The following is a 15,998-nucleotide window of genomic DNA, read 5'->3' on the forward strand; positions in this document are numbered from 1 at the left end:
CGCCGGGCCTAGGTGACCCGCCGAATGTGATCGATGTTGATATCGACGACGAGACGCGAAGATGGCGCCGGTGATGCGATACACCAGCCGGTTTCCGTCGAGAGGGGGATCGTGTCCGCGCTCATAGTGCAGTCGCTCTACAAGATTTTCGGCAGTCGGGCTGACGAAGCGGTACGACGCCTGGCGGACGGGAAGCCCCGTGCCGAGGCGCTGGCCGGGCTGCCGGCCACGGCCGCAGTGATCGACGCGAACTTCGAGGTACGCCCAGGCGAGATCTTCGTCGTCATGGGCCTCTCCGGTTCCGGAAAGTCGACCCTGATCCGGATGCTCAACGGCCTGCTGCATCCCACCAGGGGCAGCGTGCGGGTCGATGGGGTCGAGCTGACCACCCTCAAGCCGGCGGCGCTGCGCAAGCTGCGCCGCGAGAAGATCAGCATGGTGTTCCAGCATTTCGCGCTCATGCCGCACCGGACGGTGCTGGAGAACGCCGGGTACGCGCTGGAGGTCGCCGGGCTGCCCAAGGCCGAGCGACGTGAGCGGGCCATGGACGCGCTGCGCATGGTGGGCCTGACGGAGTGGGCGGACAACCTGCCCCACGACCTTTCCGGCGGCATGCGGCAGCGGGTCGGGCTGGCCCGCGCGCTCGCGGCCGGCACCGAGATCCTGCTGATGGACGAGGCATTCTCGGCACTGGACCCACTGATCCGCCGGGAGATCCAGGACCAACTCCTGGAACTGCAGGCCGAACTGGGCAAAACGATCATCTTCATCACCCACGACCTGAACGAGGCCATGCGGCTCGGCGACCGGATCGCCGTGATGCGGGACGGTCGGATCGTTCAGATCGGCACCGCCGAGGAGATCCTCACCGACCCGGCCAACGACTACGTGGCGCAGTTCGTCGCCGACGTCGACCGGACCCGGATCCTCACCGCCGCGTCAGTCATGGAGAAGCCCCAGCAGGTGCTGGACGTCAACGCCGGTCCCCGGGTCGCGGCGAAGGCGCTGCGGGAGAGCCAGACCTCGGTGGTCTACGTGACCGGACCGATGAAGAAGTTCCTCGGCACGGTCACCGAGGACGAGGTGTTGCGGGCGCTCCGCGAGGGCCGCCCCCACCTCGACGGTTACGTGTCGACCGAGCGGGTCCGCACGGTCACCGCGGACACCTCGGTGGCCGACCTCTTCGGCGACTGCGCGGAGAGCCAGCACCCGGTGGCCGTCCTCGACGAGCGCGACCGGCTGATCGGGGTGATTCCCCGGATCACCCTGCTCACTGCGCTGGCCGCCGCGGCCCCGGACGAGCCGGCGCAGGACCAGGACCAGGACCAGGTGGAACTGGTCGGAACGAAGGGAGAGCCGGCATGAGTCTGACGCAGTCGCCGCTGGACAGTTGGCTGCCCCGGGTGCCGCTGGGCGCCTGGACCGAGGCCGCAGTCGACTGGGCCACCGCCAGTCTCGGCCCGTTCTTCGACGGTGTCGCCACCGCGGTCGAGGCGCTGGTGCGACCGCTCAACGACCTGCTCACCGGCGTACCGGCGGTGGTGGTCGTACTGGTGCTCGCCGGGCTCGGCTGGTGGCTGCGCGGGTGGAAGTTCGCCCTCGGCACCGCGGTCGGCCTCGGCCTGGTGGCCGGAATGCCGTACTGGGAGGAGACCATGAGCACGCTCGCGCAGGTGCTCGTGGCCAGCACCCTGGCGTTGCTGATGGCAATCCCGCTGGGCGTGCTCGTCGCCGAGAACAAGCGGGCCTCCGCAGTCGCCCGGCCGGTGTTGGACCTGATGCAGACCATGCCCGCGTTCGTCTACCTCATTCCGGCGATCTTCTTCTTCGGCATCGGCACCGTGCCGGGCGTACTGGCCACCCTGGTCTTCAGCATGCCGCCCGGCGTCCGCCTGACCGAGCTGGGTCTGCGCCAGGTCGACAAGGAGATCGTCCAGGCCGCCGAGTCGTTCGGTGCGCCACCGTGGATGGTGCTGCTGCGGACCAAGCTGCCGCTGGCACTGCCCACGATCATGACCGGCGTCAACCAGGTCATCATGCTGGCCCTGTCCATGGTGGTGATCGCCGGCATGGTGGGCGCCGGCGGCCTCGGCGACGTGATCATGTTCGCGTTGTCCCAGGTCGAGGTGGGCAGTGGCTTCGAAGGTGGGATCGCCGTCGTGATCCTCGCCGTGGTGCTGGACCGGCTCACCGACTCGGCGGGCGACCGCTTCCCGTCCGCCCGGGCGCAACGCCTCGCGCGGCAGGCCGCCTGACCCGTCTCTCCGCCGGCAATCCCTTTCCCGCGTACGCGGGGTCCGCCGGCATACCCGACAGAGGAAGGACAACCCTTTGTTCACGACACTGAAGCGCGCCCTCGCGCTCACGGTGACCGCCACCCTGGCCCTCGGCGGCGCTGCCGCCTGCGGCGAGCAGGACGACGCGTCCGACAACGGCAAGAAGATCACCATCGGTTACATGGCCTGGGACGAGGCGATCGCGGCGTCCCACCTGTGGCAGGACATCCTGCAGGACAAGGGCTACGAGGTCGAGCTCAAGAACCTGGAGGCCGGTCTCGTCTACGGCGGTCTCGCAAACGGCGACATCGACCTGTTCCTGGACAGTTGGCTGCCCCAGACGCACGCCTCCTACCTGGAGAAGTACGGCGACAAGCTGGAAAAGCTCGGCGTCTGGTACGACGACGCCAGCCTGAGCATCGCCGTGCCGAAGTACGTCGAGGGCGTCGACTCGCTGGCCGACCTGGCCGACAAGGCCGGCAGCTTCGACGGGCAACTGATCGGCATCGAGCCGGGCGCAGGTCTGACCAAGGCCACCCAGGAGAAGGTCATCCCCGAGTACGGCCTGGACGGCAAGCTGAAGCTGAAGACCTCCTCCACCCCGGCGATGCTGGCCGCGTTGGACGGCGCGATCGCCGACAAGAAGCCGATCGTGGTCACCCTCTGGCACCCGCACTGGGCCTACGCGAAGTACGAGTTGAAGGACCTCGCCGACCCCAAGGGCACCCTCGGCCAGGCCGAGCAGATCAACACGCTGGCCCGTACTGGCTTCGGCGAGGACTTCCCCGAGGTCGCCGCGATGCTGAAGAAGTTCAAGATGGACGGTGAGCAGCTCGCGTCCCTGGAGGACCTGATGTTCAACACTCACAAGGGCGACGAGGAGAAGGCCGTCGAGGAGTGGCTGAAGGCCAACCCCGATTACCTGAACACGCTCTCCTGAGCCGCATGATGCGAGGGGCCCCGCCGGTTCGGCGGGGCCCTCGTCGTCTCCGTCAGTCGTCCGACTGTCCAGTGACAGATGGGCGCTCAGTCGTCACGTAAGCGGGCCGGAAGCGTCATCGTTTCGTCGCATTGTCCCGGCCGTCCTGCGGGTAGCGAACAAGGATCAGACGCTACGGAAGGAGCAGCTCATGCCACACGACACGACGGCGATTCTGGTCAAGCTCGGTGACTCCGGGCAGACGATCGAGGCTGCCGAGCAGGACGTGCGCGGCCGGCGCGTCCTCGACGTCGACGGTGACGACCTGGGCACGGTCGACGACCTGCTGATCGATCGCGAGGAGCACAAAGTGCGGTTCCTGCGGGTCGAGCACGGAGGAATTCTCGGCATCGGCGCCACCGCCACCTTCCTCCCGGTCGAGGCCATCAGTGACGTCACCGACGACACGGTACGGGTCGACCTGACCCGGGAGAAGATCGAGCAGGCCCCAACGTACGACCCGGAGGTCGTCGAGGAGGCCGGCTACTACGAGGACGTCTACTGGTACTACGGCTATGCGCCGTTCTTCGGCCCGACCGGGGTCGCTCCGCCGTACCCGGTGCCCCCGACCCGACGCTGAGTTTCCGGCTGCCTTCGACCGACCGGTGTTTCGGCGGCTGGACACGGTCGCCGAAGCACCGAATCATCTGTGAGGAAACGCCATGACCTACGTCCCCTGGTTTCTGCCCGACGAATTTCCATCGCTGATCCATGTCCAGCCTGCCTCTGATGATGCCCGGCTGGCCTGCCGGCTGCTGGAGAGCATGCAGCGGGATCCCCGATTGCGTCACGAACGTATCTGCATCGAAGTGCAGAACCGCGTGGTCATCCTGGACGGCGTGGTCACGTGCACCGACGCGAGCAGGGAGGCCCACGCGCGCGTCTGGAGTACTGCGGGAGTGCACGACGTCAACAACCGGCTACGGCCGTTGGAGCGGTGAACGGTCGGTCCAACGGACACCGCTGGCGATGGGTGTCGCGGCGCAGCGCATGCAGGTGAGGGCGGGCCGGTCTGATGACGGTGGGATCGGACCGGCCGCCCTCAGCCTGCCGAGAGCTGTGGTGGATGTCGTCAGCGACGTGCGGCCTCGCCGCGCTGCGGGAGGCCTTCCTGCCGCACCAGTTACGCGAGCGCGCTACGCCGCTGCCGGACACTGGTCACGCGTCCGGGCGCCCGTCCAAGTGGAAGGACGAGTAGTGGATCGTTTGTGCCACCAACAGGCCGTCGCGGACCACGTACGAGTCGACGCCGTCGTGCAGGGCCGTATCGTTCGCAGTGCACCGCCCGGACCAGACGAGCATTCCCACCTCACCATCGGTGAGAACCTGCCGATAGCGGTAATCGCCGTCAGGAACATAGCTGCGCAGGATTCCGGCAAGGTAACGCACCCCGTCGTGGCCGTGATGAATGCCCTCGGCGGACAGCAGCCGCACCTGCGGGTGGTAGTTGGCCCGCAGATCACCCTCGAGGTCGCCGTCCTTGCGGCAGCGCAGATGGTCCCGCAGCACCTGTTCGGTGGTCCGTGTCATGGTGATGTCCTCCTTGGCTAGGTCATGCGCCGACCGGGGCAGCGCTGACGCGCCATACCACCCTGACCCGGGTTGAACGGTACTTCGGCTACGGCGTCGCCCGCGCCTACGCCGACCACACCGACTCCACCGTGCCGGCCACCACCACGTACATCAAAGCCGACCTTCACGAGATGCTGGCCCATAAGGCGGCAAATGCTGGTCGGGCGGCACGGGTCGCCGTCGCGCAGAGGGCGACGGTGCGGCGATGCCGCAGTGGACCTTGTAGCGTGGCCTGGACCTCGCCCGGCGTGCTGCGAGGATGGTGAGCGCGCTGCCCAGCAGGAACAGGCCGACCCCTGGCACGTCACGGTCGGGCCTGCGCCATGCTGCGTGAGCGCGCGACAGGTCGCGCCTGTATCCGGCGGTGGTGAGAAGCCTCCGACGTCCGGTGTCGGTCCGGCTGGCGAACGGGTGTGGCTACGGCGGGGTGCCGCACAGGTCGAGCGCGAGGACCTTCTCGATCGCGCGGCCGAAGTGTCGTGGAGTCGGCGGGCAGGCATGCCAGTGCGGCTTCCAACACGGCCGGGTCGATGACCGTTGACATCACGTCCCCAGATGGTCACGCAGGGCGTGTACTTGCGCCCGAGCATCGGAAAGCGAGATCATCACGCATGCTCGACCCCTCGCCCGAGGACGACGGGACTTCACCAACGGTTTCTACGCCGGGTTTCGTGGGTCGCGATCGCGAGATGGCGGCGCTCACGGGCGCCTTGGCCCGGCCACCGGCGATCGTGCTGGTAGAGGGCGAGGCGGGGATCGGGAAGAGCCGCCTGCTGCGAGAGTGGTTGGCCGCGCCGCACCAGCGCACTGCCCTGGTCTCGGTGTGCCCACCGCTTCGAGAGTCGCTGACGTTGGGGCCGATCGTCGACGCGTTCCATCGGATCGACCGGCCGGCGTCGCGAGTGCGGCTCACCGAGCTTGCGGGTGCGTTACGGCCCCTGTTTCCTCAATGGTCCTCGGACCTGCCGCCCGTATTGGAGCCCTTGGACGATGCGAAGGCGGCACGGCATCGCCTGTTCCGCGCCCTGGACGAGCTGCTCCGAGCTCTGCGCGTCGACGTTCTCGTGCTCGAGGACGCTCACTGGGCCGACGAGGTGACCTTGGAGTTCCTGCTGTACCTCACCTCCCGACAGCAGTCGGACGGGCCAAGCCTCGTGATCTCCTATCGCCCGGAGGAGGTGGACGCCGGATCGCTGTTGCTGCGGCTGACGTCCCGGCTGCCTGCTGGCGTGACCCAGCTGAGGATCGCCCTGGCGCCGATGCGACCCAACGACACGGCAGCGCTGGTGTCCTCGATGCTGGACGGTAACCCGATATCGCAGGAGTTCACGACGTTCATGCACGAGCGGACCGGTGGCATTCCTCTGGCGCTGGAGGAGTCGGTTCGCCTCATGTGCGACCGTGCCGACCTCGTCTTCCGCGACGGGCAGTGGGTCCGCCTGAAGCTGCGCGAGCTACAGGTGCCGCCAACGGTGCGCGACTCCACCCGGGAGCGGGTGGGCCGTCTGTCGCCGACGTCGCAGCAGGTGTTGCGAGCCGCGGCGACGTTGGCTGAGCGGTCATCGGTCGCCACGATCGCGGTGACCGCCGGTCTGTCACCAGATGTGTGTCGAGGCGCCATCGCAGAGGCGGCCGATGCCGGCATCCTTGACGGAGACGACCGCGGCCAGTGGCGATTCCGGCATGTGCTGGCCGCCACGGCTGTCTACGAAGCGATCCCGTTGACCGACCGCAGACACTTCCACCTGCTGGCCGGCCGGGCGTTGGAGGACATCCATCCGCCGCCTGTCGCACGCCTTTCCCGCCACTTCCGTGAGGCGGGCGAGACGGAGTCCTGGGCGCGGTACGCCGAGCAGGGCGCCGAGCTGGCCATGGCCTCGGGTGACCACACCAAGGCGGTCGCCTTGCTGGTCGATCTGTTGTCGCGGTCCGAGCTGCCGCCGTCGGATCGGGCACGAGTCGCGCGCATCGCCGGAGTAGCCGCACTGAGCCGTCGTGAACAGGTCGACGAGGTCTACCACCGCGTGATCCGTACCTTGCGCGCGGTGCTGGAGACCCCCGATCTCTCCGCACGCCAGCAGGCCGAGATTCGCAACCCCCTGGGTCGGCTCCTGATCACCGGGGGTGAGGCGCAGGCCGCACTCAGCGAGCTTGAGCAGGCGGTGGCCAACCTCGACCATGACCCGGTCGAGGCGGCTCGGGCGATGACCTATCTTGGATGGGCCTATGCGGGACCGTGGCCGGCGTCGACTCATCGGCGTTGGCTGGATCGCGCCGCTGAGCTCACCGCCGAAGTCGATTCTCCCGCAGAGCGGCTGAACCTGGCCGGCAACCGTGCCGCCGCGTTGCTCATGCTCGGCGAAGAGGAGGCCTGGGACGTCGTCGCCGACCTGCCCACCGACGGAGCGACCTCGGCGGAGCGTCTCGATGTGGCCCGCATCCACGCAAATGTCGGGACCGGCGCACTGATCTGGGGCCGGTACGCCGAGGCGGAGGAACATCTCGTCGTGGCCATGCGCCTTGCCGAGGCCGAGCAGGCGTCCCGGTTGCAATACAACGTCCGGCTCGAACAGGCCAACCTGGCGTGGCTCACCGGTCGGTGGGAGGGTCTCGCGGAGCGAAGCGCGGCACTCGCCGATGCCGACCGAGACCGGCCGGCGCTCTACCTCGGCACCATCCGGCTCGCGGCCCGGCTGGCAGCCGCGGCCGGACGGCGGCGCGCCGCGGAGGAGCAGTTCCGGCTGGTCCTCGATGAGTCTGCCCGTCTCGGCGCAGCCGACGACACGATGGAGGCCGCCGCCGCGCTGGCCAGATTGTGGCTGACGGACGGAAACAGCGGCCGGGCGCTGCAGATCACGAACGAGCCGATGGACACAGTCCGCAGAAAGGGCATCTGGGTCTGGGCGACGGACCTCGTCCCCGCCCGGATCGAGGCGCACCTCGCCGCGGGCGACCTCCAGGCCGCGACACGCCTGGGCGACCAGTTCGCCAGAGGACTGCGTGGCTCTACGGCGCCTGCGCCTCGCGCTGCGCTCACCGTATGCCGTGCTCTGCTGGTCGCCGCAGCCGGAGACCACGCCCGGGCGGCGACGGCATACGACCGGGCGGCGCGCGCCTGGAACGCGTTGCCGCGCCCCTTCGACGCCATGCTCGCCCGCGAGCGTCAAGCCGAGGCGCTCATGGCGCAAGGCCAGATCGAACAGGGCCGAGAGCTGCTGGCCGCACAGTACGAGCCACTGTTCAGGCTCGGAGCCCGCGGCGATGCGGACCGTGTCGCACACCGGCTTCGTGAACACGGCGCCGAGGTTCCGCGATTGTGGCGCGGCGGTCGACGGGGGTACGGCGACCGGCTCTCACCTCGTGAGCTCGACGTGGTCCGACTGGTTGTCGCCGGCAAGACGAATCGGGAGATCAGCCGGATTCTGGCCAAGTCACCGGCCACGGTGGATCAACAGCTACGTGCGGCGATGCGCAAGTTGAAGGTGAACTCCCGGACCGCGCTCGCGGTCAAGGCAGTAGAGGCCGGAGTGTTCGCAGAAGAGGACTCCCTCGATGACGCGTCATGAAAATTGACGTATCCGCTGGATAGCGACGGTCGCTCGGCCCGCCGAGCATGACTCCATGATTCATAGCCCTTGGGCGATGCATGCCTGAGCGACCTGTCGCGCGTGACGACGCCGCCATCGAGCACCCGCCACCAGCCGAGCTGCCCCGCGAGCCGCGCGCCAGCGCCCCCGACGCCCATGACGTTCACGGTGGCGACGACCACAAGAACCACGACCCCTACCAACCCCTGTAGGTCGAAGGACTCTCATGACATTCAAAGCCCTCGCGGCTTCGCTGGCCGCAGCGGTGGGCCTGAGCCTGATCCAGGCACCACCGGCGTCCGCCGCCGAGCCGGATCCCGGCGCCGCCGCCAACAAGATCGCCTCGAGTCTGAAGGACCGCTTCCGTACGTCTCCGGCTTCCGACTTCTGGATCACGTTCGAGACCAAAGCCGACCTCGGGCCGGCGAAGAAGCTCACCGACTGGACCGCTCGTGGTCAGTTCGTCTACGACGCGCTGACCGCAGCGACGAAGGATTCCCTGGCATCCGTCTCCACCGACCTCGACCGGGCAGGCGTCAAATACACCTCCTACCCGCTCGTCAACGCCGTGCTCGTCAAGGGCGGCACGCAGAAGCTCGCGCTCGACGTCGCCTCGGTCGGGCAGGTCGCCAAGATCCACGCGTCGCCACAGGTCGCGCTGGTCGAGCCCGTGGACGAGAAGACGCCAGCCGACCAGGCCGTCCGCCCCACCACCCCCGCGGCCACCGCCGAAGATGGCACCGTCTCGTGGGGCCTGGACGCCATTCACGCCCCCCAGGCCTGGGCCATGGGGGCCACCGGTGCGGGCATCACCGTGTCCAACCTCGACTCGGGCGTTCAATTCGATCACCCCGCCCTGATGCAGCAGTACCGCGGCACGAAGCCCGACGGCACCGTCGAGCACAACTACAACTGGATGGCCACCCGGGGCACGTGCACCGGCGCACCGTGCGACGACAACGGACACGGCACGCACACCATGGGCACCATGGTCGGCGACGACGGCACCAACCACGTCGGCGTCGCCCCGGACGCGCAGTGGATCGCGACAAACGGCTGCTGCGACAGCACCGGCATCGAGTCGTTGCTCCAGTCCGGCTGGTGGTTGCTCGCCCCGACCGACGTCCACGGGAACAACCCCGACCCGTCCAAGCGCCCCCACGTCATCAACAACTCGTGGGGCCAGAACGCCGAGCACAACTTCGACGACTTCTTCCAGGCCATCGACGAGGCCTGGAGCGCCGCGGGCATCTTCAGCGTCTGGTCATCGGGCAACACCGCGCCGTACGCGGCCTGCGACACCGTCTCCTCGCCCGGCTCCGCTGAGAGTGCCTACTCCGTCGGCGCCTACGCGTCGGACGGCACGCTCGCGTTGTTCTCCCGCAAGGGCGAGGGTGAAGGTGGCCGGATCAAGCCCGAGATCTCCGCTCCGGGCGTCGCCGTCCGTTCGTCCTACCCGAACAACAGTTACACCGAGATGGCCGGCACATCGATGGCGGCTCCCCACGTCGCCGGCGCCGTCGCGGCGCTGTGGAGCTACGACCCGACCCTCATCGGGCAGGTCGAGGAGTCCCGCCGCCTGCTCGCCGAGTCGGCCGTCGACGTCGACGACACCGAGTGCGGCGGCACCGCCGACTTCAACAACAAGTACGGCGAGGGCCGGCTCGACCTCGTCCGCCTGCTCGAGCTCGCGCCCCGCAAGGGCGGCACCCTCACCGGTGTCGTCACCGCCAACGGCGCCCCGGTCCCCGCCGCGGAGGTGACGATCAGCGGGCCGTTCAGCCGGTCGATCGGAACCGACAAGGACGGCCGGTTCACGACGAACCTCCCGGTCGGCGACTACCAGCTCAGCACCAAGGTCTTCGGCTACCTGACCGCGACCGCCAACGTCACGGTCGCCCTCGGCCAGGACACCTCGGTCAAGCTGCCGCTCACGGCCGCCGCGAGGCACGACATCAGCGGCAGGGTTGTGGACGACAAGAAACAGCCCGTCCCGAACGCCGACGTCTCCGTCATGGACACGCCGCTGAAGCCGGTACGCACGGATGCCAACGGCGCGTTCACGATCACCGCTGTCCCCGAGGGCGGGTACACGCTGGCCATCAAGCCCAACGCCTGCTTGTCGCCCACGACGGTCCCGCTGACCGTCGGCGCGCAGAACGAGTCGCGCGAGATCCCAGTCGGGCTCGTCGTCGACAAGGGCGGCTACAGCTGCTCCCTCTCTGAGGGGGAGTACCTGCGCGGCACCGACCCGGTCGCGTTCACGAGCGGCGTGTGGGCGACGGTGAAGCTGCCGTACCCGATCGCGCTCTACAACGGCAGCCACGACACCCTCGGTGTCAGCCTGCGCGGTGTGATCTCCCCGGACACCGCCACCGGACCCGGCAGCGGCGGTGCGGGCATCTTCCCGTTCTACGTCCAGACCCCCGTCGAGTTCGCCCCCGGCGGGGGAGTCTTCACGGCAGCCACCAAGGTCGACGGCGAGGACGCGTTCGTCGTCGAGTTCCGCAACGCCAAGCTCTGGGCCTATCCGATCCGGTCGGAGTACACGGAGCCGGTCAGCTTCTCGGCCACGCTCACCCGCTCGGGCAAGGTGATTTTCGGGTACGGCGATGGCATCGGGACCGACGACCCGGTGACCGGCGGCGCCCGCGCCATCACCGGCATCCAGGGCTGGGCCGGCGTGGACGGCATCCGGTTCTCCGACAACGTCCCGGTGCTGCACGACGGGATGATCGTCACCTACGACCTTCCCGACTGGGGCTACCTCGACGCGACCGTCGTCGACAAGAACGACGGGCTGCCGGTGTCCGGCGCCAAGGTCTCCTTCGCCGACGAGGACGGCCTCGTCGAGAGCGTCACGACCAACGGGACGGGCACCGTGCATCGCCAGCTGCCGGTCGCCGACTACACGATGACCGTCGAGGCGCCGAACTACGTGATGGAGTCGTACGACTTCACCCTCGACAAGCTCTACGCGAACGCCAAGATTGACGCGCGTCTGACCACGGGTGTCGCCGGCCTGAAGGCCAACGGCCTCGATGCGTTGTTGGGCACCGACCAGAACGGTGTGGGCTCGCTGACGCTGACCAACAACGGTTCCGCCCCACTCACGTACAACCTGGGCGAGGCCGCGCGCCACCCCGACCTTGACGCCGCCGGCGCCACCGCGCGCACCGGCAAGGGTGCGGCCAGCGCCATCGACCTCACCGCGTGGAAGGCCGGTGCCAGCGGCATGAAGCCGTCGAACGCCGACGGCAAGGCTGCGACCGCGACCAAGGCGGAGGCACAGGCCGCAACCAAGGTCGGCCCGACCTCCGGCGGGGATGTCATCACTCGGATCCCGATCCCGGGCACGATCGCGGAGAAGGAGCCCACCGGCATCGGGTACGACGGCGACGTCTGGGTCCACGACTACAACGCGCGGACCAACACCGCCTACACGGTGACGGGCAAGCCGACCGGGAAGGTCTTCGACGCGTCGTGGAACCCCGCGTACCGGGCGTTCGACATGGCGCTCGACACCAAGACCGGTGACATGTGCCAGATGGAGGACAGCCCGGCCAGCTACATCCACTGCTTCGACCGGGAGACCGGGAAGGAGGCCCGGCAGATCAAGGGTGACTGGTCCACGCTGCAGCTGACCGGACTCGCCTACAACCCGACGGAGGACGTGTTCTACGTCGGCGGTCGGAGGAACGGCATGATCGGAACCGTCGCCGGGACGTCGCACGACAACGCGGGTGCACTGCTGTCCTTCTGCGCGCCGCCGCTGCCCGAGGTGATGGGCCTGGCCTACAACCAGGCGTCCAACACGATCTGGTACACCGACCTCACCTCGAACCGGCCCACCCGCCTGCTGCAGGTCGACCCCGTCGACTGCTCGCTGGTCAACGCGTGGTGGTTCCCGGGCCAGAAGGCGACCCAGGGCGGTGGCCTTGAAACCGACTCGACCGGGGCGCTGTGGGCGGCGGACCAGGTCGCCGATGACGTCGTGCTCGTCGACGTCGAGGACGATCTGCTCACCGACCTGCCGTGGCTGTCGCTCTCCTCGACCGGCGGCACCCTCGCCCCGGGTCAGTCGGCGACCGTCAAGGTCTCGATCTCCTCAAAGGACGCCAAGCCCGGAGTCCTCGGCGCGAACATCGTGGTGAGGTCCGACTCCGGACGCCAGTCCAAGACCTACGTTCCCGTGACGCTCACGACCACGAAGTACCAGGTCGGCGTCAACGCCGGCGGCTCAAAGTTCACCGACGGCTCCGGCTTCACCTGGTCCGCCGACCAGGCCGCCGGCAAGAAGGCGTGGGGTTACGAGGGGAAGACGAAGGTCACCTCCACGAAGTCCGGGATCGAACGCACGACGGACGACGCCCTGTTCCAGTCGCAGCGCACCACGCCCGACAAGCAGCTGTTCTACCGCTTCCCTGACGCTCCCAAGGGCACCTACTCGATCGATCTCGGGTTCGCCGAGATCGAGAAGGTGGCCAAGGGCAAGCGGGTGTTCGACGTCCTCGTGGACGGAACGCTGACGGAGTACGCGTACGACACGGCCGCGGCCGTGGGGCCGAACGCCGCCGACTGGCGCACCGCGGTCGTGAAGCACGAGGGCGGTCCGTTGACCGTGGAGCTGCGGGGCTCGAAGGGCCTGAAGGCCCCGACCATCGCCGCGCTGCGGGTGACGCTCGACCCGCGCGCAGACACGGCGGAGCCGGAGCCCCAGCCCGAGCAGCCGGAGCCGGGTCCCGTGCCGGTGGCCCCCGCCGGTCGCTCGTACTCGATGAAGGTGACCGACGGGCTCTACCGCCAGGGTACGGAGGAGTCCGGGTGGCACGGCGATGACGTCTGCGGCGTGCTGTGGTTCGACTCCAGCTTCCTGTTCCCTTTCTACGACACGGCCTGGGACGGCGTGTGCGTGACGACGAACGGCCAGCTGATCTTCGACCAGGCCAGCGCCGTGGGGAACAACACGGAGCTGCCGTCGCCATACGCGTTCGACGCGATCTATCCGCTCTGGGACGACCTGGTCGTCGACGACGAGGCGGGCATCTACTTCGGCACCACCGAGGTGGACGGCCTGGCCGCTGAGGTCATCGAGTGGCGCAACGCCGCCTTCTACAACGACCGGACGGCTCGCGTCAGCTTCTCGGTCACCCTGATCGCCGACGGACGTATCCAGATCGGGTACGGCGACGGCGTCGGCGGCGACAACCCCCTCACCCGAGGGTCGTCGGCGACGGTCGGCGTGGAGAGCCTGACGCGCAACCCCGCGAGCCAGCACTCCTTCAACCAGCCCGTGCTGAAGGCCGGCCTGGGGCTGGAGTACACGCTCCCGGCCGCGGGCACGATCGAGGGCACGGTCACCGACAAGAACGACGGCAAGCCGATCGAGGGCGCGATCGTCACGCTCAAGGGGCCGAACGGCGAGCGGGTCATCACGACCGACGCCAAGGGCCGGTGGAAGGCTCAGGCGCTGGTCGGCGAGAACACCGTGCAGGTCGAGGCGCCGAACTACGTCACCGCCAGCCACCCCGTGACCATCGCCAAGAAGGATCAGGCCGAGGTGGTCGACACGGCGTTGACCACGGGCGTCGCCACCGTCACCGGAGGTGACTTCGACTGGCTCCTCGACAAGGACCAGAAGGCGACGGCCGACGTGACCGTGACCAACAACGGCTCCGCCCCGCTCGAGGTGCGGCTCAGTGAGCAGAAGCGCACCAGCGACGGCGGGCACGAGGCCGCCGACCTTCCGTGGCTGACCCTCACGGGCGCGGCCGCAACCGGCACGGTCACGCTGGCGGCCGGGGAGTCCACCACGGTCACGGCGACGGCCGACAACGCCGGCGTCGAGCCCGGCGTGCTCGGCGGGGACGTGCTCGTGGCGTCGAACGCCGGCAAGGGCGAGGCCCAGCTCAAGTCGGTCCGCCTGGCGACCTCGGCCTACTGGAAGGGCGTCGACGTGGGCGGCTCCGGGCACGTCGGTGCCGACGACTTCGTCTGGTCGCCCGACCAGGAGCTCGGTTCGCGGCCGTGGGGCTACGTCGGCGGCAAGGCGCATTCCACCAAGGCCGACATCGCCGGCACCGAGGACGACGCGCTGTTCCGCACCCAGCGGACCGGCGAGACGTTCAGCTACGTGTTCAAGAACGCCCCCGCCGGGACGTACCGGATCGGCCTCGACTTCGCGGAGATCGAGAAGGTCAAGGCCGGCAAGCGTGCCTTCGATGTTCTGGTCGATGGCAAGGCCGTGCTCCACGACCACGACGTGCAGGCGAGGGCGGGTGCGCTGACCGCGGACGTGAACACGGTCACCGTCGAGCACGCCGGTGGCGACCTGAAGGTCGAGCTTCGCCGCGAGATCGGCGAGCGCGCCCCGATCCTCAACGCCCTGAAGGTCCAGGAGGACCCGCGCCCATGAGATAGCCGAACCGGTCCGCCAGCAGTGGTCAGAGCCTCCTCGGAGAAGGATTGCCGTGGAGGCTCTGACCGCGACTGAAGCGCAGTGGTATCGGTATCACCCAACCGACGCCCGTTCACCTGTGGCTTGAGCGGAAACCCGCTCTCCCGTGATACGGGTAGTTTCACCACGTGGCGGCCACGTGTTCAGGCGGACTCTCGCACCGTCGTCCCAAGAGCATTGTCGATCAGGTACCGCCAGCGTCCATCCGCGCCGCGGCGCACGACATCGCTTGCCGAGCCTTCAAGGTGCACGTGCTCGCCGTCGGGACCTGTGCCATCAATTGACCAGTCCAACACGATCTGGGCGATATCGCCGGCAACGAACACATGGCGCGCCTTGGCCTTCAGCGGCAGACCGAGACTGACATCGCGCTCGAGTTGCGCTGCGATCTCAGTGGGATCAGTGACGGGTCGGCCGTCTCTCGCGACGAACACGGCCCCCGGCTCGAACTGGGCCATCATTGCGCTGACCTTGCCGGAGTTGAATCGCTCAACCAGCGACTTGACGACGCCTTCGGGTTCAGTGGCGAGTGGATAGGACTCAGGCATGTCGGCTCCCTGTTCGTGTTGGTTCGGTCCGGCCACGACTGGAAGAACTGGTCCAGTATAAGAGGAGTCTCCCGCAGGAGTCTGGCGGTTAGATCCCAAGGGAAGTACGCCTGACGACGGGAAATGCACAACGCTGGCCGATGAGCCGCCTCAAGGGACATTGACGGCTAGTTGACCAGCTGCGACGAAACGGTCCAGATGTGGCCAGGTGGCTGCACGCGTCCACGAGCACCATGGCGGTGTAGAGGAGATCTCGCAGGCGGCCGCAGCCGGGCGGTTGACGGCGCGTGAAGCGAAGACGAAGTCCAGAATCGCCCGCCGATCTTAGGGGCGCCATTGTTCGGCACGATGGATAGGGGTGTCCTCCCTGAGGAGCAGGAGCGGCTGACTAAGGAGAAGCCGCGACCCACTCACAACGAATACCGACAGACCGCTTACGATGCCACGGCCAACAATCCAAGCAGTGTTGGTGTATTGGCGGAACTGGTGATGCTGCGCGATCCGGTGCGGGGTGCACGGACCGAATGGAACGGCGCTCAGGTGCGGGCCGGCGCCTCGCCGACGGCGGCGTTGCAAGCC

At 68.3% G+C, this 15,998-nt stretch carries 10 protein-coding genes; 8 read left to right on the top strand and 2 right to left on the bottom strand.

Annotated elements, in window-relative coordinates; genetic code table 11:
- Window positions 1-111 precede the first annotated feature (111 nt).
- The 5 genes from KBX63_RS29585 (at window position 112) to KBX63_RS29605 (ending at window position 4,196) form a co-directional block, all read left to right on the top strand.
- Window positions 112-1,365 carry a glycine betaine/L-proline ABC transporter ATP-binding protein gene (locus KBX63_RS29585; protein ID WP_307871885.1) on the top strand — a complete coding sequence of 418 codons (1,254 nt, stop codon included), beginning with the start codon at window positions 112-114 and terminating at the stop codon, window positions 1,363-1,365.
- Entirely contained in the window at window positions 1,362-2,255 is an 894-nt protein-coding gene (locus KBX63_RS29590; RefSeq protein WP_210916917.1) for a proline/glycine betaine ABC transporter permease, read from the top strand. Before KBX63_RS29585 ends, KBX63_RS29590 begins: the two co-directional genes overlap by 4 nt.
- Window positions 2,256-2,331: 76 nt before the next feature.
- Complete coding sequence (locus KBX63_RS29595) at window positions 2,332-3,216, top strand: glycine betaine ABC transporter substrate-binding protein (RefSeq protein WP_210916919.1); 885 nt, start codon at window positions 2,332-2,334, stop codon at window positions 3,214-3,216.
- A gap of 190 nt (window positions 3,217-3,406) precedes the next feature.
- Window positions 3,407-3,835: a PRC-barrel domain-containing protein gene (locus KBX63_RS29600; protein WP_210916923.1), complete on the top strand. Its 429-nt coding sequence runs from the start codon at window positions 3,407-3,409 to the stop codon at window positions 3,833-3,835.
- Between the two features lie 82 nt (window positions 3,836-3,917).
- Complete coding sequence (locus KBX63_RS29605; RefSeq protein WP_210916926.1) at window positions 3,918-4,196, top strand: BON domain-containing protein; 279 nt, start codon at window positions 3,918-3,920, stop codon at window positions 4,194-4,196.
- 217 nt (window positions 4,197-4,413) lie between these two features.
- Here the strand turns inward: KBX63_RS29605 and KBX63_RS29610 are convergent, their stop codons facing one another.
- Window positions 4,414-4,785, bottom strand: coding sequence for a nuclear transport factor 2 family protein (locus tag KBX63_RS29610; protein ID WP_210916928.1), 372 nt, complete (start codon window positions 4,783-4,785; stop codon window positions 4,414-4,416).
- Window positions 4,786-5,438: 653 nt separating this feature from the next.
- Here KBX63_RS29610 and KBX63_RS29615 point away from each other — a divergent pair.
- The 3 genes from KBX63_RS29615 (at window position 5,439) to KBX63_RS29625 (ending at window position 14,829) form a co-directional block, all read left to right on the top strand.
- Window positions 5,439-8,393, top strand: coding sequence for a helix-turn-helix transcriptional regulator (locus KBX63_RS29615; protein ID WP_210916931.1), 2,955 nt, complete (start codon window positions 5,439-5,441; stop codon window positions 8,391-8,393).
- 80 nt (window positions 8,394-8,473) lie between these two features.
- Window positions 8,474-8,626, top strand: coding sequence for a hypothetical protein (locus KBX63_RS29620; RefSeq protein ID WP_210916932.1), 153 nt, complete (start codon window positions 8,474-8,476; stop codon window positions 8,624-8,626).
- Between the two features lie 14 nt (window positions 8,627-8,640).
- Entirely contained in the window at window positions 8,641-14,829 is a 6,189-nt protein-coding gene (locus tag KBX63_RS29625) for a S8 family serine peptidase (RefSeq protein ID WP_210916933.1), read from the top strand.
- Between the two features lie 185 nt (window positions 14,830-15,014).
- On the opposite strand, the gene KBX63_RS29630 is transcribed toward KBX63_RS29625, so the two are convergent.
- Complete coding sequence (locus tag KBX63_RS29630) at window positions 15,015-15,419, bottom strand: DUF4440 domain-containing protein (protein ID WP_210916934.1); 405 nt, start codon at window positions 15,417-15,419, stop codon at window positions 15,015-15,017.
- Between the last annotated feature and the right edge of the window lie 579 nt (window positions 15,420-15,998).

The organism is Micromonospora sp. U21, assembly GCF_018070045.1.
Taxonomy (GTDB): Bacteria; Actinomycetota; Actinomycetes; order Mycobacteriales; family Micromonosporaceae; genus Micromonospora.